General features: G+C 67.0%; 23 protein-coding genes and 1 tRNA gene. 12 read left to right on the plus strand and 12 right to left on the minus strand.

Annotation, left to right across the window (positions count from 1 at the left end; translation table 11 throughout):
* Positions 1-24: 24 nt before the first annotated feature.
* The 3 genes from pgi to zwf all read right to left on the minus strand — a co-directional run bounded on the left by pgi (position 25) and on the right by zwf (position 3826).
* Positions 25-1629: a glucose-6-phosphate isomerase gene (pgi, locus tag PAM7066_RS02415; RefSeq protein ID WP_085852513.1), complete on the minus strand. Its 1605-nt coding sequence runs from the start codon at positions 1627-1629 to the stop codon at positions 25-27.
* A 6-nt stretch (positions 1630-1635) separates the two neighbouring features.
* Positions 1636-2301 carry a 6-phosphogluconolactonase gene (pgl, locus tag PAM7066_RS02420; protein ID WP_085852514.1) on the minus strand — a complete coding sequence of 222 codons (666 nt, stop codon included), beginning with the start codon at positions 2299-2301 and terminating at the stop codon, positions 1636-1638.
* 70 nt (positions 2302-2371) lie between these two features.
* Positions 2372-3826: a glucose-6-phosphate dehydrogenase gene (gene zwf, locus PAM7066_RS02425; protein WP_085852515.1), complete on the minus strand. Its 1455-nt coding sequence runs from the start codon at positions 3824-3826 to the stop codon at positions 2372-2374.
* A gap of 309 nt (positions 3827-4135) precedes the next feature.
* On the opposite strand from zwf, the gene PAM7066_RS02430 reads away from it, so the two are divergent.
* Positions 4136-4327: a hypothetical protein gene (locus PAM7066_RS02430; RefSeq protein ID WP_085852516.1), complete on the plus strand. Its 192-nt coding sequence runs from the start codon at positions 4136-4138 to the stop codon at positions 4325-4327.
* Between the two features lie 87 nt (positions 4328-4414).
* Here the strand turns inward: PAM7066_RS02430 and PAM7066_RS02435 are convergent, their stop codons facing one another.
* Both PAM7066_RS02435 and PAM7066_RS02440 read right to left on the minus strand, forming a co-directional pair.
* Entirely contained in the window at positions 4415-4999 is a 585-nt protein-coding gene (locus PAM7066_RS02435) for an HNH endonuclease (protein WP_085852517.1), read from the minus strand.
* Between the two features lie 178 nt (positions 5000-5177).
* On the minus strand, positions 5178-5828 hold the full coding sequence (locus PAM7066_RS02440; RefSeq protein WP_085852518.1) for a fumarylacetoacetate hydrolase family protein: 651 nt from the start codon (positions 5826-5828) through the stop codon (positions 5178-5180).
* 191 nt (positions 5829-6019) lie between these two features.
* On the opposite strand from PAM7066_RS02440, the gene rpmF reads away from it, so the two are divergent.
* From rpmF to PAM7066_RS02475, 7 genes are all read left to right on the plus strand, one after another.
* On the plus strand, positions 6020-6226 hold the full coding sequence (gene rpmF / locus PAM7066_RS02445; RefSeq protein WP_085852519.1) for a 50S ribosomal protein L32: 207 nt from the start codon (positions 6020-6022) through the stop codon (positions 6224-6226).
* A 14-nt stretch (positions 6227-6240) separates the two neighbouring features.
* A complete protein-coding gene (gene plsX, locus PAM7066_RS02450) occupies positions 6241-7353 on the plus strand; it encodes a phosphate acyltransferase PlsX (RefSeq protein WP_085852520.1) in 1113 nt (370 codons plus the stop codon).
* The gene (locus tag PAM7066_RS02455; protein ID WP_085852521.1) at positions 7350-8324 is read left to right on the plus strand and encodes a beta-ketoacyl-ACP synthase III; all 975 of its coding nucleotides are present in this window, start codon (positions 7350-7352) and stop codon (positions 8322-8324) included. Before plsX ends, PAM7066_RS02455 begins: the two co-directional genes overlap by 4 nt.
* Positions 8325-8401: 77 nt before the next feature.
* Positions 8402-8725: an integration host factor subunit alpha gene (gene ihfA / locus PAM7066_RS02460; protein ID WP_085852522.1), complete on the plus strand. Its 324-nt coding sequence runs from the start codon at positions 8402-8404 to the stop codon at positions 8723-8725.
* 2 nt (positions 8726-8727) lie between these two features.
* Complete coding sequence (locus PAM7066_RS19240; protein WP_245749561.1) at positions 8728-9342, plus strand: MerR family transcriptional regulator; 615 nt, start codon at positions 8728-8730, stop codon at positions 9340-9342.
* 61 nt (positions 9343-9403) lie between these two features.
* Positions 9404-9480, plus strand: a tRNA-Pro gene (locus PAM7066_RS02470).
* 46 nt (positions 9481-9526) lie between these two features.
* Positions 9527-10600, plus strand: coding sequence for a 2'-deoxycytidine 5'-triphosphate deaminase (locus PAM7066_RS02475; protein WP_085852523.1), 1074 nt, complete (start codon positions 9527-9529; stop codon positions 10598-10600).
* A 47-nt stretch (positions 10601-10647) separates the two neighbouring features.
* Here PAM7066_RS02475 and PAM7066_RS02480 read toward each other — a convergent pair whose 3' ends face one another.
* Positions 10648-11574 (minus strand): endonuclease/exonuclease/phosphatase family protein, encoded by a 927-nt coding sequence (locus PAM7066_RS02480; protein WP_085852524.1) that lies wholly within the window; start codon positions 11572-11574, stop codon positions 10648-10650.
* Position 11575: 1 nt separating this feature from the next.
* The gene (locus tag PAM7066_RS02485) at positions 11576-12733 is read right to left on the minus strand and encodes a deoxyguanosinetriphosphate triphosphohydrolase (protein WP_085852525.1); all 1158 of its coding nucleotides are present in this window, start codon (positions 12731-12733) and stop codon (positions 11576-11578) included.
* 76 nt (positions 12734-12809) lie between these two features.
* Between PAM7066_RS02485 and PAM7066_RS02490 the strand changes: the two genes are divergently transcribed.
* The 4 genes from PAM7066_RS02490 to PAM7066_RS02505 are packed head-to-tail and all read left to right on the plus strand — an operon-like array spanning position 12810 to position 14597.
* Positions 12810-13133 carry a HesB/IscA family protein gene (locus tag PAM7066_RS02490; protein ID WP_085852526.1) on the plus strand — a complete coding sequence of 108 codons (324 nt, stop codon included), beginning with the start codon at positions 12810-12812 and terminating at the stop codon, positions 13131-13133.
* A 53-nt stretch (positions 13134-13186) separates the two neighbouring features.
* Positions 13187-13969 carry an exodeoxyribonuclease III gene (gene xth, locus PAM7066_RS02495; protein WP_085852527.1) on the plus strand — a complete coding sequence of 261 codons (783 nt, stop codon included), beginning with the start codon at positions 13187-13189 and terminating at the stop codon, positions 13967-13969.
* Between the two features lie 35 nt (positions 13970-14004).
* The gene (locus PAM7066_RS02500) at positions 14005-14331 is read left to right on the plus strand and encodes a hypothetical protein (RefSeq protein ID WP_085852528.1); all 327 of its coding nucleotides are present in this window, start codon (positions 14005-14007) and stop codon (positions 14329-14331) included.
* Positions 14328-14597: a hypothetical protein gene (locus PAM7066_RS02505; protein ID WP_085852529.1), complete on the plus strand. Its 270-nt coding sequence runs from the start codon at positions 14328-14330 to the stop codon at positions 14595-14597. Before PAM7066_RS02500 ends, PAM7066_RS02505 begins: the two co-directional genes overlap by 4 nt.
* A 6-nt stretch (positions 14598-14603) precedes the next feature.
* Here PAM7066_RS02505 and uvrA read toward each other — a convergent pair whose 3' ends face one another.
* The 5 genes from uvrA to PAM7066_RS02530 all read right to left on the minus strand — a co-directional run bounded on the left by uvrA (position 14604) and on the right by PAM7066_RS02530 (position 20926).
* On the minus strand, positions 14604-17468 hold the full coding sequence (uvrA, locus tag PAM7066_RS02510; protein WP_085852530.1) for an excinuclease ABC subunit UvrA: 2865 nt from the start codon (positions 17466-17468) through the stop codon (positions 14604-14606).
* Positions 17469-17540: 72 nt separating this feature from the next.
* The gene (locus tag PAM7066_RS02515) at positions 17541-18689 is read right to left on the minus strand and encodes an MFS transporter (RefSeq protein WP_090928632.1); all 1149 of its coding nucleotides are present in this window, start codon (positions 18687-18689) and stop codon (positions 17541-17543) included.
* Between the two features lie 49 nt (positions 18690-18738).
* Positions 18739-18954, minus strand: coding sequence for a hypothetical protein (locus PAM7066_RS02520; RefSeq protein WP_085852532.1), 216 nt, complete (start codon positions 18952-18954; stop codon positions 18739-18741).
* A gap of 63 nt (positions 18955-19017) precedes the next feature.
* Positions 19018-19596: a DUF924 family protein gene (locus PAM7066_RS02525; protein ID WP_090928635.1), complete on the minus strand. Its 579-nt coding sequence runs from the start codon at positions 19594-19596 to the stop codon at positions 19018-19020.
* Between the two features lie 73 nt (positions 19597-19669).
* The gene (locus tag PAM7066_RS02530) at positions 19670-20926 is read right to left on the minus strand and encodes an MFS transporter (RefSeq protein WP_085852534.1); all 1257 of its coding nucleotides are present in this window, start codon (positions 20924-20926) and stop codon (positions 19670-19672) included.
* Position 20927 lies beyond the last annotated feature (1 nt).

Raw genomic sequence — 20927 nt, forward strand, 5'->3', positions numbered from 1 at the left:
TCCTTTCACGACGGAATGGCGCGATCAGCCTTGCAGCCACTCCACCAGGCGCGCGGTCGAGGGGTCCTTGCCCTCGACCCCCTCCTCGCCGGCGAGCACGGGCTCGAGAGCCTTGGCCAGTTCCTTGCCCAGTTCGACCCCCCACTGGTCGAAGGAATTGATGCCCAGAAGCACGCCCTCGACGAAGACCCGGTGTTCATACAGCGCGACGATCCGGCCCAGCACCTCGGGGGTGAGCTTTTCGTAAAGCAGCGTCGTCGAGGGCCGGTTGCCCGGGAACACGCGGTGGCGGGCCTGCCGATCCAGCTCGTCGCCCTTGAACTTGCCCGCGACCGTCTCGCGCGCCTCGTCGAGCGTGCGCCCGCGCAGAAGCGCTTCGGACTGTGCCAGGCAGTTGGCGATCAGCAGGCGGTGCTGGTGGTCCAGCGTCGCCTCGAACCCCTCGCGGCCGACCATGAATTCGCAAGGCACGACGCGGGTGCCCTGGTGGATCAGCTGGTAGAAGGCGTGCTGCCCGTTCGTGCCGGGCTCGCCCCACACCACGGGGCCGCTGTCCACCGTCAGGTCGGCGCCGTCCATCGACACGCGCTTGCCGTTGCTCTCCATCTCGAGCTGCTGGAGATATGCGGGCAGGCGCGCGAGGCGTTGTTCATAGGGCAGCACGGCGCGGGTGGCGTGGCCGCAGCCCTGGTTGTGCCAGATGCCGACGAGGGCCAGCATCACGGGCATGTTCGCCAGCGGCTCGGCCTCGCGGAAATGCTTGTCCATCGCCTCGGCGCCGCGCAGGAAGTCGCGGAAGTTCTTCGGGCCGATGGCGATCATCAGCGACAGCCCGATCGGTCCCCACATCGAATAGCGCCCGCCGACCCAGTCCTCGAACCCGAAGACGCGAGTTTCCGAAATTCCGAAGGCGCTGGTCTTGTCCACCGCCGACGACAGCGCCGCGAACTGCGCCGCCGGGTCGCGCACCTTTTCCGACATCCAGGCCTTGGCCGTCTCGGCGTTCGTCATCGTCTCGATGGTGGTGAAGGTCTTCGAGGCGACGATCACCAGCGTCGTCTCAGGGTCCAGAGGGCCCAGCACGTCTCGGATATGGGCGCCGTCCACGTTCGACACGAAATGCACCCGCGGCCCGTCATGGTACGGCCGCAGCGCCTCGACCGCCATCGCGGGGCCGAGATCCGAGCCGCCGATGCCGATATTGACCACGTCGGTGATCGTCCCGCCCTTTCCGCGGAAGTTGCCCTCGCGAACCGAGCGGGCGAAGCCTTCCATCCGCGCGAGGGTGCCGAGGACGCGGGGCATCACGTCCTCTTCGTCGACCCGGATCGCGCGCCCGTCGAGGTTGCGCAACGCCGAGTGCAGGACCGCACGCCCCTCGGTCTCGTTGATCCTCTTGCCCTTGAACATCGCCTCGCGACGGCCGGCCAGTCCGGCCGCATCGCAGAGATCCACCAGCATGTCGCGGGTGTCGGGGTCGATGTTCGTCTTGGAATAGTCGAACAGCATCCCCTCGGCCTCGACCGAGAAGTCGCGGGCCCGGTCCTCGTCCATCAGGTCGAGGATGCGGCGGTCCGCCACCTCGCCCGCGCGCGCCTTCAGGTCATCCCAGCTCTTGCGGTCGATCATGCGTCTTTACTCCTTGGCCCAGTGAACCGTCGCCTCGTTCAGCACGGTGGCGATCGGGGCCTCTTGGGGTTTCATCCTGCGCGCGCGTTCGACCGCTTCGCGTTTCTCGTCGCCCGTGATCAGGACGTGGGTCGACATCGCCCCCCTGAGGACCGGCCCCGTCAGCGTGATGCGTGGCTCGAGCCCCTCGGGGGCGTCCACCTCCATCACGTGCGGCGCCTTCGGCGCCAGCGCATCGGCGAGTTGAGGGCTGCCGGGAAACAGCGAGGCGCAATGCATGTCCGCGCCCATGCCGAGCAGCAGGATCGACAGCGGCAGCTCGGGCGCGATGCGGTCGTTCAGGTCCTCCATCGACACGCCGGGGCTCGGCACGAGGCGGATGAACTGCGCAGCCGCGGCCTTGTCGGTCAGCAGCCTTTTGCGCAGGAGCCGCTCGTTCGAGCGCTCGTGATCGGCGGGAACGCGGCGCTCGTCGGTCAGAAGCACGTGGACCCGGTCCCATTGCAGGTCCGAGCCGGACAGCGTGTCGAAGACCGGTCCCGGCGTGCTGCCGCCCGGCACCGCGAACGAGACGTGGTCATGCGACGCGAGGCATTTCGTGATTTCGCCCACCAGCCGGTCGGTAAGCTGCATCATCATCATTTCGCTATCGGGATATTCGATCAGGTCCATTGGCTCGCCTTCCTGGTGAGGTCGTCCCGTGTTCCGTGGCGCGGCCCGCGACGTGGGGCCGCGCGGATCGTCATTCGCGGATTTCGCGCCAGCGGCGGTTCTCGCGGTGGAGCATCATCGCAGATTCCTCTGGTCCTGACGATCCGGGTTCGTAGGGGAACGGCTTGCGGTCCGTCGAATCCCAGCTTTCTATGATCGGATCGGTCCACGCCCAGGCTGCCTCGACCTCGTCGCCGCGCATGAACAGCGTCTGGTTGCCCCGGATCACGTCCATCACCAGCCGCTCGTAGGCGTCGGTCACCTGGTCGTTCTCGGCCCCCAGCGCCTCGGCGAAGGTCATGTCGAGCGGCACGTCGATCAGGCGCATGCCCCCCGGCCCCGGCTCCTTGATGGTCACGCCCAGGGTCATGCCCTCGTTGGGCTGCAGGCGGATCGTCAGGATGTTGCGGTGCCGCCCGGCCTCGGCGCCGAAGATCGAATGGGGCGCGTCCTTGAACACGACCGCGATCTCGGACTGGCGCGCCTTCAGGCGCTTGCCGGTCCGCAGGTAGATCGGCGTCCCCGCCCACCGCCAGTTCGAGATGTTGACCTTCAGCGCGATGAAGCTCTCGGTGTTGCTCTCTTCGGCCTCGACATCTTCGAGGTACGAGGGCGTGCTGCCCTTCCCGGTATATTGCCCGCGCACGATCGAATCGGGCTTCACCGGATCCAGCGCGCGGATCGCCTTGAGCTTCTCGTCGCGGACGGCGTCGGGATCGAACTGGCTGGGCGGCTCCATCGCGATCAGGCAGAGCAGCTGCATCAGGTGGTTCTGCACCATGTCCCGCATCGCGCCCGAGCGGTCGTAGTATCCGCCGCGGCCGCCGACGCCCACCGTCTCGGCCACGGTGATCTGGATGTGGTCGACATACTGGCTGTTCCAGAGCGGCTCGAACAGGACGTTTCCGAAGCGCAGCGCCATCAGGTTCTGGACCGTCTCCTTCCCCAGGTAATGGTCGATCCGGTAGATCTGGGTCTCGTCGAAATGCTCGGCCAGGGTCCGGTTCAGCTCGCGCGCGCTTTCCAGGTCGCGGCCGAACGGTTTCTCGACGACGATCCGCGTGCTCTGGTCGGCCATCCCGTAAGCGTGGAGCCGTTCCGCCAGGGGTCCGAACAGCGACGGCGCGACCGAGAAGTAGAAGGCCGAGATATGGTCGGGGCGCACATGCGCCTTGAGCTCCTTCCAGCCGGCATCGCCCATGGCGTCGATCGAGACATAGCGGATCAGGTCGAGGAAGCCTTCCAGCGAGGCATCGTCAAGCCTGTCGCGGTCCACGAACTCCTTCAGGGCCGCGCGCACCTCGTCGCGGTATTGGTTGTCGTCCAGATCGGACCGGGCGGCACCGATGATGCGCGAGTCCTCGGGCATCTGTCCCGACCGGAACCGGCGATAGAGACCCGGCAGGATCTTGCGGCGGGCCAGATCGCCCGTTCCGCCGAAAATCGTGAGATCGAACGGATCGACCGGTATCACGCGCGAGACCATTCAACGCTCCTTTACGGTTCGCGCACGAACTTGCCGCTTTGCGGGTCCGGGTCAAGGCCCCCGGTTGGCGCTAACAGATCCGCGCGCGCCCGTCGGGTCGATCCGATGTCCGGGCGCCCGGCCCTGGGAAGCGCCAAGCCCCCGTGGCCCACCCTCTATTCGACCCTTTTTATAAGGATTCTAAATCCGAGATTTCCTATCAACTACTTGATTTACTTACATAAATGCATTTACTTCGGCGACAGGATCGCTATGTACGACCCATAGGCCGCGACGTGCGGCATCGACTCGAACGAAGGAAAAATGGACATGTCCGATACAGCTTGCGCGAAATGCGCCTTCTTTGAAGATCACGCGACCAACACGGGCAGCACCGCCGAAAGCGAGGGGCTGTGCCGCTTCAATCCCCCCGTTTCGCAGCCCCAGGCCGACAGCCGCGGCCTGTGGCCGGTGGTCAGCCCGCAGGACTGGTGCGGTCACTTCGAGCGTGAGGCCGCCTGAACGGGCGTCTCTCTGCCCCGGGCCCGGCCCGGCGGTACGGAAAAGGGCGGTGCGCGGCACCGCCCTTTCTCGTTCCGAAACCCGCAATCAGGCCTCCAGTTCGGCGTCCCAGTAGAGGAAGTCGAGCCAGGTATCGTGCAGGTGGTTCGGCGGGAAGCGGCGGCCCATGTTCTTCAGCTCTTCTGCTCCGGGAACGCGGGGCGGCTTTCTCAGCGTCATGCCCGTATTCTTCAGCGACCGCGATCCCTTGGCCAGGTTGCAGCGCGAGCAGGCGGCCACGACGTTCTCCCAGCTGGTGCGGCCACCGCGGGCGCGGGGCACGACGTGGTCGAAGGTCAGGTCGCCCGTCGATCCGCAATACTGGCAGCGGAATTCGTCCCTCAGGAAAAGATTGAAGCGCGTGAAGGCCACGCGCTTCTGGGGTTTGACGTAATCTTTGAGGACGACGACCGAGGGTATCCTGATCACGGTCGTGGGGCTTCGGACCACCGCGTCGTATTCCGCGACGATGCTGACCCGGTCGAGGAACGCGGCCTTCACGGCCTCCTGCCACGGCCAGAGCGACAGGGGATAGTAGGACAGCGGACGGTAATCCGCGTTCAGCACAAGCGCAGGATGGTGCCTGAGGCTGTTCGGCTCTCGCACGAAACTGGTTCTGAAATCGATCCCCATGGCGATATTGCCCCTGCCCTGCGCTCCGCTGACCGGACCAGGGCGGGAGGCCCCGCCCCGCTCGTCAAGCTGACTATATCTGGCGTTTCCGCCGCGGCAAGCCCAACATTCAGTGGGCTATCGGTATGGCTCGGGTCTGCCACCGCAAGGTGACGAAGACATGACAGATCGTCCCCGGCTAGCGGACGACCGTGACCTCGATCTCCGGCAGGAAACCGATGCGCCCCGTCAGCCTGTCACCCACCGAGACCGGCCCCACGCCCGCGGGCGTGCCCGTCATCACGATGTCACCCGCGCCCAGGGTATACAGTCCGCACAGATGCGCCAGAAGCGCCGGCACCCCGTGGATCATGTCGCGGGTCGAGCCCGACTGCCGCTCGTCCCCGTTCACCGCCAGCGAGATGTCGAGCACGCCCAGATCCTCGGCCGTCGCCTCGACCATCTGGCCGAGGATCGCGGAGCCCTCGAAATCCTTGGCCACGTCCCAGGGGCGGCGGCGCTGTTTCGCGTCGCTCTGCAGGTCGCGCCGCGTCATGTCGAGGCCGACCCCCGCCGCACGCACCCGTCCGTCGGCCCCCAGCGCCACGACCAGCTCGACCTCGTGGTGCACGTCGGACGTCCCCGGGGGATAGGCCCAGTCACCGGGCGCCACCACGTGACTGGGCGTCTTGGTAAAGAAGAACGGTGCCGCGCGATCCGCCTGCGATCCCATCTCGGCGGCGTGGGCCTCGTAGTTGCGCCCGATGCAGAAAATCCGCCGGATCGGGTAGCCTCCCGCCCCCTCGACAGGCACGGTGACGGGCGGCGCGGGATCGAAGAGGTTGGACATGGAACGGCTCCGGGCTGGGCGGGTTGGTCGAGATGAGATGTGATACCAGCTCGCGGCCGCCCGCAAGACAGCGTGAAACGCCCTCGGTGAGGGCTTGATCCCACTGGCGTAAGGGCGTATTGCGCGGCTTCATTCCGAATTCCGGGGTGCGCCAGATCGTGCGCTCCGCCCAGACAGACGAAGGACCTGCAATGGCCGTCCCTCAGAATAAGGTCACGAAGTCGCGCCGCAACATGCGCCGTGCCCACGACTCGCTGACCGCCGCCAACCCGCATGAATGCGCCAATTGCGGCGAGCTGAAGCGCCCGCACCACGTCTGCGGCGCCTGCGGTCACTATGCCGAGCGCGAGATCATCGCGCAGGCCGACGAGCTCGATCTCGACGACGACGCGGCCTGAGGCCGGCCCTGGCGATGTCGCGGTCTCCGACGACAGGACCTGACGGGGCGCCCCAGCGGACCGGACCGTTCGTCCTGTCCGTCGACGCCATGGGCGGCGATAACGGTCCGAAGACCGTCGTCGCCGGCATGGCCAAGTCTGCCGAGAAGAACCCCGAGATCCGCTTCCTGCTCCACGGCCCTGCCGCGGAGCTGAAGCCACTTGTCGAGAAGCGCAAGCTGACCGACCGGGTCGAGATTCGCGACTGCCCCTCCACCGTGTCGATGGACGACAAGCCGTCCAACGTGCTCCGGCACGGGCAGGACACGTCCATGTGGTCCTGCATCGAGGCGGTGAAGAACGGCGAGGCCGAGGTCGCGGTCAGCTGCGGCAATACCGGCGCCCTGATGCTGCTGTCGGTCATGCGGCTCAGGAAATTGCCCGGCGTCCACCGCCCGGCGATCGCCTGCCTGTGGCCGTCGCGCAACCCGTCCGGGTTCAACGTGATGCTGGACGTCGGCGCCGACATCAAGGCCGACCCACGCGACCTGCTGCAATACGCCCTGATGGGCTGCACCTATGCCCGCAACGGACAAGAGGTCGCCCGCCCGCGCATCGGCCTGCTGAACAACGGCACCGAAGAGCACAAGGGCCGTCCCGAGATGAAAGAGGCGCATGCCCTCATCGCTCAGGCGGCCGGTCCCGTGGATTTCGAATTCGTGGGCTTCGTCGAAGGCGGCGACATCCCGTCTGATCGCGTGGACGTGGTGGTCACGGACGGCTTTACCGGAAACATCGCGCTCAAGACCGGCGAGGGCACCGCAGCCTTCATCCGTGACGCGCTGCGCGAGGCGTTCAACCATACGCCCCTCTCCAAGTTGGCTGCCATGCTTGCCCTGACGTCGCTGAAACGGCTGCAAAAGCGGATCGACCCGCGGCGGGTGAATGGCGGCGTGTTCCTGGGGCTGAACGGCACGGTCGTGAAGAGCCACGGTTCGGCCGACGACACCGGCGTGTCCGCGGCGATCAAGCTCGCGTTCAAACTGGCTCAGAAGGACTTCAACACGCGCCTCGCCCTTCGCGTCGCCTCGGCCGACGAGGTGATGGCCGCCGCTGCCTCCGCCCCCGAAATGAGGAGCGGGACATGAGTGTCACGCGCGCCCAGATCGTCGGGGTCGGGCACTACCTTCCCGAGCGGGTCGTCGAGAACTCGTGGTTCGAGGACAAGGTCGAGACGACGGACGAATGGATCCGCTCTCGGTCCGGGATAGAGCGCCGCCATTTCGCCGCCGACGGCGAGACGACCTCGGATCTTGCCGCTCATGCCGCGCGCGCGGCCCTCGCGGATGCGGGGCTCGGGGCCGATGACGTCGACGCGGTGATCGTGGCGACCTCGACCCCCGACCTGACCTTCCCCTCTGCCGCGACCATGGTGCAGGACAAGCTGGGCATGTCGCACGGGTTCGCCTTCGACGTGCAGGCGGTCTGCGCCGGCTTCGTCTTCGCGCTGTCCACGGCGAACGCGATGATCGTGTCGGGTCAGGCCCGCCGGATCCTCGTGATCGGGTCCGAGACCTTCAGCAAGATAATGGACTGGACCGACCGCGGCACCTGCGTCCTCTTCGGGGACGGCGCCGGCGCGGTCGTGGTCGAACGGGCCGAGGGTGAGGGCACGTCGGACGACCGGGGCATCCTGTCGACCGACCTGAACTCGGACGGGCGCCACCGCGACATCCTCTACGTGGACGGCGGCGTCTCGACCCAGACCACCGGCTACCTGCGGATGGAGGGGCGCGAGGTCTTCCGTCACGCCGTGGACAAACTGGCCCGCACCGCCCACACCGCGCTGGAAAAAGCGGGGCTCGACGCGGATGCGGTGGATTGGGTCGTGCCGCACCAGGCGAATATCCGCATCATCAAGGCGACCACCCAGAAGATGGGCATCTCGATGGACCGGGTCGTGGTCACGGTGCAGGACCACGGGAACACCTCGGCCGCGTCGATCCCCCTTGCCCTGTCGGTCGGGCGCGACCGCGGGCAGATCAAACGGGGTGATCTTCTGGTCACCGAAGCCATCGGCGGCGGTCTGACTTGGGGCTCGGTCGTTCTGCGCTGGTAGAACCCGTCGGTCACCCCTGATATCGTTGACTTTCGCGGGCACCTGACCCAATTTTAGAAAAACCTCGGGGGGACCGGATGTCGAAGACGCTCACGCGCATGGATCTGTGCGAATCCGTACATCGCGAGGTTGGCCTCAGCCGCAACGAATCGGCGCTTCTGGTCGAGACCGTGCTGGACTGCATCGCCGACGCCCTCGTCTCGGGCGAGACCGTCAAGATCTCGTCCTTCGGCACGTTCAGCCTGCGCGACAAGTCGGCCCGGATGGGGCGCAATCCCAAGACCGGCGAAGAAGTGCCGATCGACCCGCGCCGCGTTCTCAGCTTCCGCCCGTCCCACCTGATGCGCGACAGGATCGCCGCCGGGAACAAGGCCGAGATGGCCGCCAAGCCTGCGAAATGACCATGGCGAAGGGGCCAGACGCGTTCCGCACCATCAGCGAGGTGGCGGAGTGGCTCGACGTCCCGACCCACGTCCTGCGCTTCTGGGAGAGCCGGTTCACCCAGGTCAAACCCGTCAAGCGGGCCGGCGGGCGACGCTACTATCGCCCGGCCGACATGCAGCTTCTGGGCGGGATCAAGCGCCTGCTCCATGACGAGGGGCTGACGATCCGTGGCGTGCAGAAGCTCTTGCGCGAAGAGGGCGTGCGCCACGTCGCCGCTCTGTCGCCGTCCATCGACGGCGAAGCGATCGAGCCACCCTCGGCCAAGATCATCACGCTCGACACCGTGCGGTCGAACGGGTCCGAAGGCGCAAGCACCGACCATTGGGAGGAAGGCGAAGCTATCGAGACGCTCGTCGCGACCGCTGGCGAAGACGACGCTCCGGAGGATTTCGATCCCGCAGGTGCCGACGAACCCGCGGCATCGCATTTCCCCGAGGCCATGGCCCTGCCGCCGCTCGTCATCGCCCCGCTGGCGGCCATCGGTCGCGCAGGGCGCGCCCGCCGGGCCCGCGAGTTGTCATCCGCGCTGATCGAGGCCGAGATTCTCGCCCGCGCGTGGGACGCCCGGATCTAGCTTCGAAAAAAGCGCGAAAGGCCTTGCCCCTGCCTGCCGTTTCGATAGAAGACGCCGCAGTCGGGCTATGGCGCAGCCTGGTAGCGCGTCCGTCTGGGGGACGGAAGGTCGCAGGTTCGAGTCCTGCTAGCCCGACCAGCTACCACCGTTTGAACAGGTGCTTCGGCACCGGGGGAAGATCGTGATGAGTGGCGTGCTCGCCAGCCAGCAGATCGCCCACCTGATCGAGACCCGAGCACTTTCGGCCGATCCCGCCGTCGATCCGGCACAGATACAACCCGCTTCGCTCGATCTGCGCCTGGGGGCCGTGGCCCACCGGGTCCGCGCGTCGTTCCTTCCCGGCCGGGGCCGCAGCGTGGCCGACCGGCTGGCTGAATTCTCGATGCACGAGATCGACCTGTCGCGCGGCGCCGTCTTGGAAAAGGGCTGCGTATATCTCGTCCCGCTGATGGAGCGCCTCGCCCTGCCCCACGGTCTGCGCGCCGTGACGAATGCGAAAAGCTCGACCGGCCGTCTGGACCTGCTGACCCGGGTGGTGGCCGATGACGGCACCGAGTTCGACCGGATCCCCGAGGGCTACGACGGCCCGCTCTATGCCGAGATCTGCCCCCGCTCGTTCTCGGTGCTGGTGCGGCCGGGAATGCGGTTGAACCAGATCCGCTTCCGCGACGGACCGGCCACGCTCGACGACGACGCCCTGCGCGCGCTCCACGACAGCGAGCCGCTGGTGGATTGCGAGCCGGTGATCGACGGGGGCCTGGGCTTTTCGGTCGACCTTCGCCCCGCCGAGGGCGACCTGGTCGGCTACCGCGCCAAGCCCCATACCGGCGTGATCGATCTCGACCGCATCGGCCACTATCCCGGCTCGGAGTTCTGGGAAGAGTTGCGCACGACCGAGGGGCGGCTGATCCTCGATCCCGGCGCGTTCTACATCCTCGTCAGCCGCGAGGCCGTGACGATCCCGCCAGACTACGCCGCCGAGATGGCGCCCTACCTCGCCATGGTCGGCGAGTTCCGCGTCCACTATGCCGGGTTCTTCGACCCGGGGTTCGGGCATGACAGCGCGGGAGGGCGCGGGGCGCGCGGCGTGCTGGAAGTCCGATGTCACGAGGCGCCCTTTGCCCTCGAACATGGGCAGGTTGTCGGCCGACTGGTCTACGAGCGGATGAGCGAACGCCCCGAGCGGCTCTACGGGCGCGAGATCGCCTCGAACTACCAGGGCCAGGGCCTGAAGCTCGCCAAGCATTTCCGCACCTGACCCCAGGCCTCCGACGCGCCCGCGGGTTCAGCCCCGTCGGCTTCCCCTCATGGCCTGAGCAGTACCCGCGCGAGCACGCCCATGTGGTCCGATCCCAGGAACGGCCGCCGCTCGACCCTTCCGCCCGGCGCGATCACGTGATCGATGGTGGTGGGCACCCAGCCTTCGCCATGATCGGTCGCCGGCCCGGGCTTTCTGCCGACGACACGCTCGGAGAACGCGAAGATGCTGAGCCAGCGGGTCGGCCGCCACGGTGCCAATGGCCGGCCATCAGCCGCCGCGGCGATGCGCGCGACGGCCCCGCTCCACGGGACGTTGTTGAAATCGCCCGCCACGAGTACCGGACCCTCCAGTTCGCCCAGCATTTCCGTGATCCGCCTGGACTGGCTGGCCTGCGCGCCTGCGGGCCAGGGATAGCCAAGATGCACCGAGGCGACCCAGACCGGGCCATCCACCGTCTCGAGCTGCAGGGCGGCGATGCCGACTTCCCGGTCGCACAATTCTTCTCCCGTGGCCGGCAACCGCGAGATGACGGCCGGGGAATGTCGCCACTTGTCGCGGCAGGAGATCTGCACGGGATAGGTGTCCTTCAGAAGCTCCAGCAACCGCGATGTCTTCGGGCCGACCTCCTGCAAGGTGACGACGTCGGCGCCGCTTTGCCGGATGTCCTCCGCAAGGTCCTCGGTCCCGGGATTCCCCCTCAGGACGTTCTTCTGGTAGAGAACGAGGTCCGCCGCGCCAACCTCGCCGGCCGTGAAGCGGGGCATGGCCCATGCGATCAGGACAGCCACCGCCATTGCGACCGCCGTCACCCTCCACCACCCCGGAAGGGCCAGCCCGAGGATAAGCAGGGCTACGGCGGCAGGCACCCGCGCCAGGGCCAGGATGTCGAACGCCGCCACCCATCGCCCCGCATGATCGGCCGCGACGACCAGGGCGACCAGCCCCGCCAGCACCGCGACAATCGCCTGCACCTCAGATCTCCTTCGCGAGGTCACCGCCGACAAGGCGCTCGTGGCTCTGGATGGCGAAGCGGTCGGTCATCCCGGCGATGTAGTCGAGGACGATGCGCGCAAGCTCGGTCTCGCCCTGCGCCTCCTCTACATCCTTGCGCCATTGCTTGGGCAGCAGGTCCGTCCGCTCCATGAACAGGGGAAACAGCTCTTCGACCACCTGCGTCACCTTGGCCCGCATCTGGACCACGTCAGGCGCGCGGTACATCCGGTGGAACAGGAACTCGCGGATCACCTTCAGCTTCTGCCACACGTCCGGCGAGAACCGCACCACCGGCCGCCCCGCCCGCCGCACATCGTCCGCCGAGCGCGGCGCGACTTCGGCCAGCGCCGCCTGCGCTTCGGCGATCACGTCCTCGACCAGCAGGCCGAAGAACCGCCGCAACGCCTCGTGCCGCCGGCGGTAGTAGTTCAGCCCTGGGTACAGCTCGTCCACGCGCGCGAAACACTGGTCGAGCAGGGGCAGCTCGGCCAGTTCGTCGGTCGAGAAGAGCTCGGCCCTCAGCCCGTCATGCAGGTCGTGGTTGTTGTAGGCGATGTCGTCGGCAAGTGCCGCCACCTGCGCCTCGGCGCTCGCGTGGGTCGACAGCTCCAGGTCGTGCCGTGCAACGTATTCGGCCAGCGCGTAGGGCACCTTGCCCTCCACCGGTCCGTTATGCTTGGCGATCCCCTCGAGCGTCTCCCATGTCAGGTTCAGCCCGTCGAACTCGGCATAGTGCCGCTCCAGCGAGGTCACGATGCGGATCGCCTGCGCGTTGTGGTCGAACCCGCCATAGGGCGCCATCAGCGCCGACAGCGCCTCCTCGCCCGTGTGGCCGAAGGGCGGATGGCCCAGGTCGTGGGCCAGCGCCACGGCCTCGGTCAGGTCGCTGTTCAGGCCAAGCACGCCCGCGATGGTGCGCGCCACCTGCGCCACCTCGATCGAGTGGGTCAGCCGGGTGCGGAAATAGTCTCCCTCATGCTCGATGAAGACCTGCGTCTTGTGCTTCAGCCGGCGAAACGCGCTGGCGTGGATGATCCGGTCCCGGTCGCGCTGGAACGGCGAGCGAAAGGTCGAGTAACTCTCGGGGAACAGCCGCCCGCGGCTGTCCTCGGGACGGGAGGCGTATGTCGCGGTCACGGGGGGACGCTCCTTGTTCGGCGGGGCCGCGTGCCATATATCCGGGGAACCTCAGGAAATACAGGCGGATCGAACCATGAACCTGCCCCCGAAAGTCACCGACCGCGCCTTCGCCCGCCTCTCCGAGATCGGAGCGGCCGCCCAGGGCCAAGCCCTGCGCGTCGCCGTCGAGGGCGGCGGCTGCTCGGGCTTCCAATACGAGATCAAGCTCGACGCCCCCGAAGACGACGACCTGATCCTCGAAAAGGACGGAGAGCGTGTGCTGGTCGACCAGATCTCCCTGCCCTTCCTGACGGGCGCGGTGATCGACTTCACCGAAGAACTCATCGGCGCGCGGTTCACCATCGACAACCCGAACGCGACCAGCTCCTGCGGCTGCGGAACCAGCTTCGCGATGTGAGCAGGCCCGCTACGGCTTCACCTGAGGTCTAACTTCGGATAGGGCCGTCAGGCATGAAAATCGCGACCTTCAACATCAACGGGGTCAAGGCCCGCCTGCCCGTGCTTCTGGACTGGCTGGCCGAATCCGCGCCCGACGTGGCCTGCCTGCAGGAGATCAAGTCCGCGGACGAGACCTTCCCGCGCGAGCAGATCGAGGATCTGGGCTACACGGTCCACACCCACGGGCAGAAATCCTTCAACGGGGTCGCCATCCTGTCGAAGCTCCCGCTCGAGGACGTGACCCGCGGATTGCCCGGGGACGAGGCCGACGACCACGCCCGCTACATCGAGGCCACCGTGATCGGCGAGCGGGCCGTCCGCGTCGCCTGCCTGTACCTTCCCAACGGCAACCCCGCGCCGGGGCCGAAATACGACTACAAGCTGGGCTGGTTGGAGCGTCTGCGCATCCGCGTCACCGAGATCATTGCGACCGAGGAACCCGCCGTCTTCTGCGGCGACTACAACGTCATTCCAGAGGCACGCGACGCTGCCCGCCCCGAGGCCTGGGTGACGGACGCCCTCGCCCTGCCCGACACCCGTGCGGCGTTCCGCCGGCTGGTCCACGGTGCGGGCCTGACGGACGCGCTGCGGGTCCAGACACGGGCCGGGGGGCATTACTCGTTCTGGGACTACCAGGCCGGCGCGTGGAACCGGAACGACGGCATCCGCATCGACCACCACCTGCTGACCCCGCAAGCCGCCGACCTGCTGGAAGAGTGCTGGATCGAGGCCGATCTGCGCGCCCGCGAGAAGCCGTCGGATCACGTACCTGTATGGCTTCGCCTCGCCGCGTGACGGAACCGACGGCTTGAGGCGTCCGTTTCGCCGTCATGCGCCACGTTTGTCTCATCCTGACCCTGCTGACCGCCCCCGCCCACGCCGCGTGCGAAATGGACGGGGCCCGGAAGGTCTGCGTCCCCGGCGACGGGATTCGCGGGGCCGAGACGACGGCCAAGTTCGTCTCAGCCCCGACCCAGGTCGCCGAGAGCGGCCTGACGCCGGGAGACCGGCTTCCGCGCGACGCGATGACCGTCATCGGCACCGACTATCTGGGCTTGCCCCCCGCGCGGGACGGCTGGGCGTATTTCCGGTTCGGTCCGGCGATCTACAAAGCGGATTTCGAGACGCGCCGCATCATTGCCCGGGTTTCCCCATGATGCGCGTCGCCGCTATCGCTTCGGTCCTGTCCCTGGCATTGCTGGCGCACCCGGTGCCGGCCGAAAATCACACGCAGCCGGCCTATGCGGTCGGCGATACGGTGCCCGCCCGTCTGAAGGTTGCCGACGGCTATCCCGGCATCGATCTGCCCACGCTGGGGGGCGAGACGTGCTACGTCCGCACCAACGAGTTCATCTACACCATTCGCCGCGACACCCGCGAAGTCATCGAGGTGTGGGCCGTGTCCGACGTCCTGATCTGGTGATCCGGCCTATTCGGCCGCGACCTTCCGCGACATCAGCATCGGCTTGAGGTAGCGCCCCGTATGCGACGCCTCGACCTCGGCCACGTCCTCGGGCGTGCCGGTCGCGACAAGGTTGCCTCCGCCGGTGCCGCCCTCGGGGCCGATATCCACCAGCCAGTCGGCGGTCTTGATGACGTCGAGGTTATGCTCGATCACCACGACCGAGTTGCCTTGGTCCACCAGCTCGTGCAGCACCTCGAGCAGCTTCTTCACGTCCTCGAAATGCAGGCCCGTCGTGGGCTCGTCGAGAATGTAGAGCGTCCGACCCGTGGACCGTCGTGCCAGTTCCTTCGACAGCTTCACGCGCTGCGCCTCGCCACCCGATAGCGTCGTCGCCTGCTGGCCCACCTTGATGTAGCCGAGCCCGACGCGGACCAGCGCGTCCATCTTCTCGCGGATCGAGGGGACCGCCGTGAAGAAGTTCTGCGCATCTTCCACCGTCATATCAAGAACGTCAGCTATGCTCTTGCCCTTGAACTTGATTTCCAGCGTCTCGCGGTTGTAGCGGGCGCCGCCGCAGGTTTCGCAGGTGACGTAGACGTCGGGAAGGAAGTGCATCTCGATCTTGATGACCCCGTCGCCCTGGCAGGCCTCGCAGCGTCCGCCCTTGACGTTGAACGAGAAACGGCCGGGCTTGTAGCCGCGGGCCTTCGCCTCGGGCAGACCCGCGAACCAGTCGCGGATCGGGGTGAAGGCGCCGGTATAGGTGGCGGGGTTCGAGCGCGGTGTGCGGCCGATGGGGCGCTGGTCGATGTCGATGACCTTGTCGAGATGCTCAAGCCCCTTGATCGTTTCGCAGGGCGCCGGCGTGTGGCGCGCTCCATTCAGCCGCATGGAGGCCGTCTTGAACAGCGTCTCGATCGTCAGCGTGGACTTGCCGCCACCCGAGACGCCGGTGACGCAGACGAACTTGCCCAAGGGGAAGTCGACCGTGACGTCCTGAAGGTTGTTGCCGTGCGCCTTCACGACGGTCACCTTCTTCTTGTTGCCCTTCCGTCGCTCGGCCGGAACGCCGATCTCGCGGCGGCCGGCAAGGTAGTCACCGGTGACCGAGGCGGGATTGTCCATGATCTCCTGCGGGGTGCCGGCGGCGATGACATGGCCGCCATGGACACCCGCGCCCGGGCCGATATCCAGGACATAATCCGCCTCGCGGATCGCCTCTTCGTCGTGTTCGACCACGATCACGGTGTTGCCCTGGTCGCGCAGGTTCTTCAGCGTGGTCAGAAGCCGGTCGTTGTCGCGCTGGTGGAGGCCGATGGAGGGCTCGTCGAGCACATACAGCACGCCCGTCAGTCCGCTCCCGATCTGCGACGCCAGCCGGATTCGCTGCGACTCGCCGCCAGACAGCGTGCCAGCGTTGCGCGACAGGGTCAGGTATTCGAGGCCCACATTGTTCAGGAAGCCGACCCGCTCGCGGATCTCCTTCAGGATGGCGCGGGCGATCTCGTTCTTCTGGGCTGAAAGCGAGGCGGGCACGGTCTCGCACCATTCCAGCGCCTGGCCGATGGATTTCTCGACCACCTCGCCGACATGGTGGCCGGCAATCTTTACCGCCAACGCCTCGGGGCGCAGGCGGTAGCCGCCGCAGGCCTCGCAGGGGCGGTTGTTCTGGTAGCGCTCGAACTCTTCACGGATCCAGGCCGAGTCGGTTTCGCGGTAGCGACGCTCCATGTTCGGCAGGACGCCTTCGAAGGTGCGCTCGACCGTGTAGACGCGGCCGCCCTCGTCGTAGCGGAACTTGATCTCTTCCTCGCCCGACCCGAAGAGGAACACCTCCTTCACCTTGTCGTCGAGATCCTTCCACTTCGTTGCGGTGGAAAAGCCGTAATGCTTGGCCATCGCCTGGATCGTCTGGGTGAAGTACGGCGACTTTCCCTTGCGCCAAGGCGCGATGGCACCGTCGCTGATCTTCAGATTCTGGTCGGGCACCACCAGCGCGGGGTCGAAGAACAGCTCGACGCCCAGGCCGTCGCAGGCCGGGCAGGCGCCGGTGGGGGCGTTGAACGAGAACAGGCGCGGCTCGATTTCGGGGATGGTGAAACCCGAGACGGGACAGGCGAAGTTTTCCGAAAACGTGATGCGCTCGACCTCGCCCTCATCCTCGCGCGGCGCGGTTTCGAGGATCGCGATCCCGTTGGCGAGGTCCAACGCGGTGCGGAACGAGTCCGCCAGCCGCGTCTCCAGCCCCTCGCGCACCACGATCCGGTCCACGACCACGTCGATGTCGTGGCGAAACTTCTTGTCGAGCGTCGGCGGCTCGTCGAGGTCATAGAAGGTGCCGTCCACCTTCACCCGCTGGAAGCCCTGCTTGCGCAGTTCCAGGAACTCCTTGCGGTACTCGCCCTTCCGGTCGCGGATGATCGGGGCCAGCAGGAAGCCGCGGGTGCCGTCCTCCATCCGCATGACCGTATCGACCATGTCCTGCACCTGTTGCGCCTCGATGGGCTTGCCGGTGACGGGGCTGTAGGGGGTGCCGGCGCGCGCGAAAAGCAAGCGCATGTAGTCGTAGATCTCGGTCACGGTGCCGACGGTCGAACGGGGGTTCTTCGACGTCGTCTTCTGCTCGATCGAGATCGCCGGGGACAGGCCGCTGATATGGTCCACGTCCGGCTTCTGCATCATGTCGAGGAACTGCCGCGCATAGGCCGACAGCGATTCGACGTACCGGCGCTGCCCCTCGGCATAGATCGTGTCGAAGGCCAGCGACGACTTGCCCGACCCCGACAGGCCGGTGATCACCACCAGCTCGTCGCGCGGGATGTCCACGTCGATGTTCTTGAGATTGTGCTCGCGGGCGCCGCGAACCACGATCTTCTTCAGTTCGGCCATGGAGAACCCCCTAGGTTCGCGTTCGGCACCTACATAGGCCCGCGCCGGACCCGCGCCAATCTAAAAATGGAACTAAACGGGAACGACCCCTGTCCGTTCCCTCCGCACGAGATGGGCGAGCCAAGCCGTGACCGCAAGCCCGGCCACCGAGAACAACGCGACTCCGCCCCACATCCCGGCCTCGCCCCCTGTCGCCAGCAGCATCGCGAAGACCGGCGTGCCCAGTGTCGTGCCGACGTTTCCCATCTGCGCGATGCCGCCCGTGGCCAGCGCGCGGTCGGGGACGCTGGCGTTCAGCTCGGGGATCAGGGCGAAGGCGGCGCCGGGCAACAGGCCCATGGTCGCGAACAGTACGAAGACGCCCCAGACCGCGCCGGCCCAGATCAACCCGAGCGACAGAAGGCATCCGACGAACCCCAGCATCAGAACGCGCGTCGCTCCGCCCCGCTTGGCAAGCCACCCGGCCGCGAAGGTGCCCGACAGGCTGACCAGCGGCAGCACCGCCGCCAGCCCGGGGCGGTGGAGGGCAACGGGAATCAGGGTGACCAGCGCGACGAAGAGGACGGTATAGAAGACGAAGCACAGCGCCGGCATCGCCCGGCGCGGAGAGCCGTAGATGCGCAGATGCTGCGCCACGATGTCCGCCCCCAGGGGCATCCGCGGTTGCCGCGCCAGTCGCGGCGACAGGATCAGGGCGAGCGCCGCGAACCCCGCCGCGTGCGCGACGAACAGCCCCGGCACCCCGACCGCTGCGACGACGGCCGGGAACAGCACCGCCCCCAGCGCGAAGGCGACGCCGAAGAAGGTGGCCCAGAGCCCCATTGCCATGGACCGGCCGCCGTCGCTTGCGGCGCCCGCGATCAGGACCGGCGCCGCGATGACGATCAGAAGATGCGACAGCCCCTCGGCCACCCGCGTGAGGGCGAGCGCGGGGAACGGCAGGCCGATGGCCTGAACGGCAGACAGCCCCGCCCCCAGCCACAGTGCGAAGAGCAGCACGCGCCGCGCCCCGAAGCCGGCGACGAGGTTTCCTCCGACCGCGCCCAGCAGGATGCCAACGATCCCCACGACCGACACCAGCCAGGCGGCGGATTCGGGTGCGCGGGCGTAGGTCGCTGCGATCTCGGGAAGGATCAGCGCCACCTTGCCGAACTGCCAGGCGGCGAAGAGCCCCGCGGTGAACAGGACAAGGATGAGGGACCAGTCGGAGCGCGGCGTCATGCCCGCCACGAACACCTCTCGGGCGCTCGTGACAAGCCCGGATCGCGCGTCAGCGGCGAGCGTTCTTCTTCTTGCGCGCGCGGATGAACGCGACGACGGCCATCACAACGCCCGCGGCCAACAGGATCCAGCCGAGCCAGGGCACGACGGTACCCGAGAAGGAGTAGACCGAGACATCCTGGCCGTCCGCCAGGAAGGCCGGGCGCATGAGGACGATAACGAGTCCTGCCACGATCAGGGCAAGGGCGGCCCAGGTGCTCTTCATGGGATTTCTCCATTTTCCGTTGTTGGGCCAACGGAAAGCACCGGTACCGGTTCCGACCGTGCCTCAGGCCGCCGCCGCGCGTGTCTCGCGCACCACGGCGCCGTAGCCGCCATCGGCAAGGAAGTCGGCCTCGGCCGGCTTCGTTTTGCGGGACAGGGCCTCGTTGCGATAGGGGAAGCGGCCGAAGCGACGGATCACCTCGCGATGCGCCTTGGCGTGGAGGATGTTCTCTTCTTCCTCGGGCATCCGGGTGTGGAACAGCCGCACGCAGCGGTCCTGGTCGCTGAGGTTCTCGGAATGCATCATCGGCATGTAGAAGAACTGCCGCCCCGGCGGGTCGATCTTCAGATCCCAACCCTTGCCGATGGCCGCCTTCGACGCTGCAAGCGCCGCGGAGTCCATCTGGAAGCTTTGCGCGGTGCCGCGCCACATGTTGCGCGGCAGCTGGTCAGTGAGGATCACGTAGGCCAGCACGCCGCTCGGATAGGTCAGCCACAGGCCGAGCCCGCCCTCGGTGGCCTCGGCCCACAGATCCCCGAAGCGGTCGCGGCAGGTCTGGTCCAGCTCCTCGCCGCCGCCATACCAGCCTTTCGGGCCGACCTCGTCGAGCCAGAAGGCAAGAACGTCATCGGGTGTCATCACGACACTCCTTTCATCATCTTCGCTTGAGCATGAGCGTAGCGCGCTTCCGGCATGACGCAACGGAACGAATGCGTCAGCTCTCCTCGGCGTCCTCGTCCTGTTGCGCCTCGGCCCATTCGGCGCCGGCGATGACACCGACGGAAGAGCCCGACGGCGAGAAGGACACGTAGGGGGCTGTCTCGTCCACGGCCGGCGCTGCGCGGCACGTCATGCGGTAGCCCGCGTAGCCCGCAAGGGCGGCCAGTAGCACCGTCAGGAAAAGCCAGAAGCCGCTCGGGCCCAGTGCCGTCATCAGGCCACCGATGATGACCGGCCCCGCGATCGCCCCGAGGCCGTTCATGAACACGAGGCCGCCCGATGCGGCGCTCATGTCCTCGTAATCGAGGTAATCGGCCGTGTACGCGATCAGCAGCGAATAGAGCGGGTTGATCATCCCACCTGCCACGAAGCCCACGGTAGTCAGGACAGTAAAGCTGGGCGTCAGGATCACCCCCAGCAGGCAGGCAATGGTTCCCACGACCGAACACCCGAGGATCAGCACCCGCCGGTCGATCCGGTCCGAGATCCAGCCCACCGGGTACTGGAACAACAGGCCACCCAGGAAGATCGCGCCGATGAAGGTCGAGATCTCGGGCACGCTCAGCCCCGCCTGCGCGCCGTAGACCGAAGCCATGCCGAACTGCGCGGAGTACATGCCCCCGTTGAGGATCATTCCCACGCATCCCAGCGGCGAGGAATGGAAGAGCCGCCTCAGGCTCATCGGTTTGGTCGTGTCGAAGGGCGGCGTGGGCGAGATCGACAGAAGAATCGGCGCGAAGGACAGCGACACCAGCACTGACGGGATCACGAAGAGGATGAAGCCCGACGGGTCGCCCGCTGCCACCAGCGACTGCGCGGTCACGATGCCGCCCATCTGCACGATCATGTACAGCGACAGCGCCTGCCCCCGGTTCTCGGCGGTGGTGGCATTGTTGAGCCAGCTCTCGGCGGTGACGTAGACGCCCGAGAAGGAGAAGCCGATGATGATGCGCAGCGCGATCCAAGCCCATGGCTCGGTCACGGAGGGATAGAGGATCAGCACAGCCGAGATGAACGAGGCAAGCGCCGCGAAGACCCGGACGTGGCCGACCCGGCGGATCATCTCGGGCGCCAGTTGCGAGCCACCGAGGAAGCCCGCGAAGTAGGCGGCCATGACGAACGACATCTCGAAGGTCGAGAAGCCCTCGATGTCGCCCCGGATGCCCAGAAGCGTCCCCTGCATCCCGTTGCCGATCATCAGCAGGCCCATGCCGAGAAACAGCGCCCAGGCGCTGCCGATTACCGCGAACATT

Source organism: Palleronia marisminoris, from assembly GCF_900172315.1.
In the GTDB taxonomy this organism is placed as follows: domain Bacteria; phylum Pseudomonadota; class Alphaproteobacteria; order Rhodobacterales; family Rhodobacteraceae; genus Palleronia; species Palleronia marisminoris.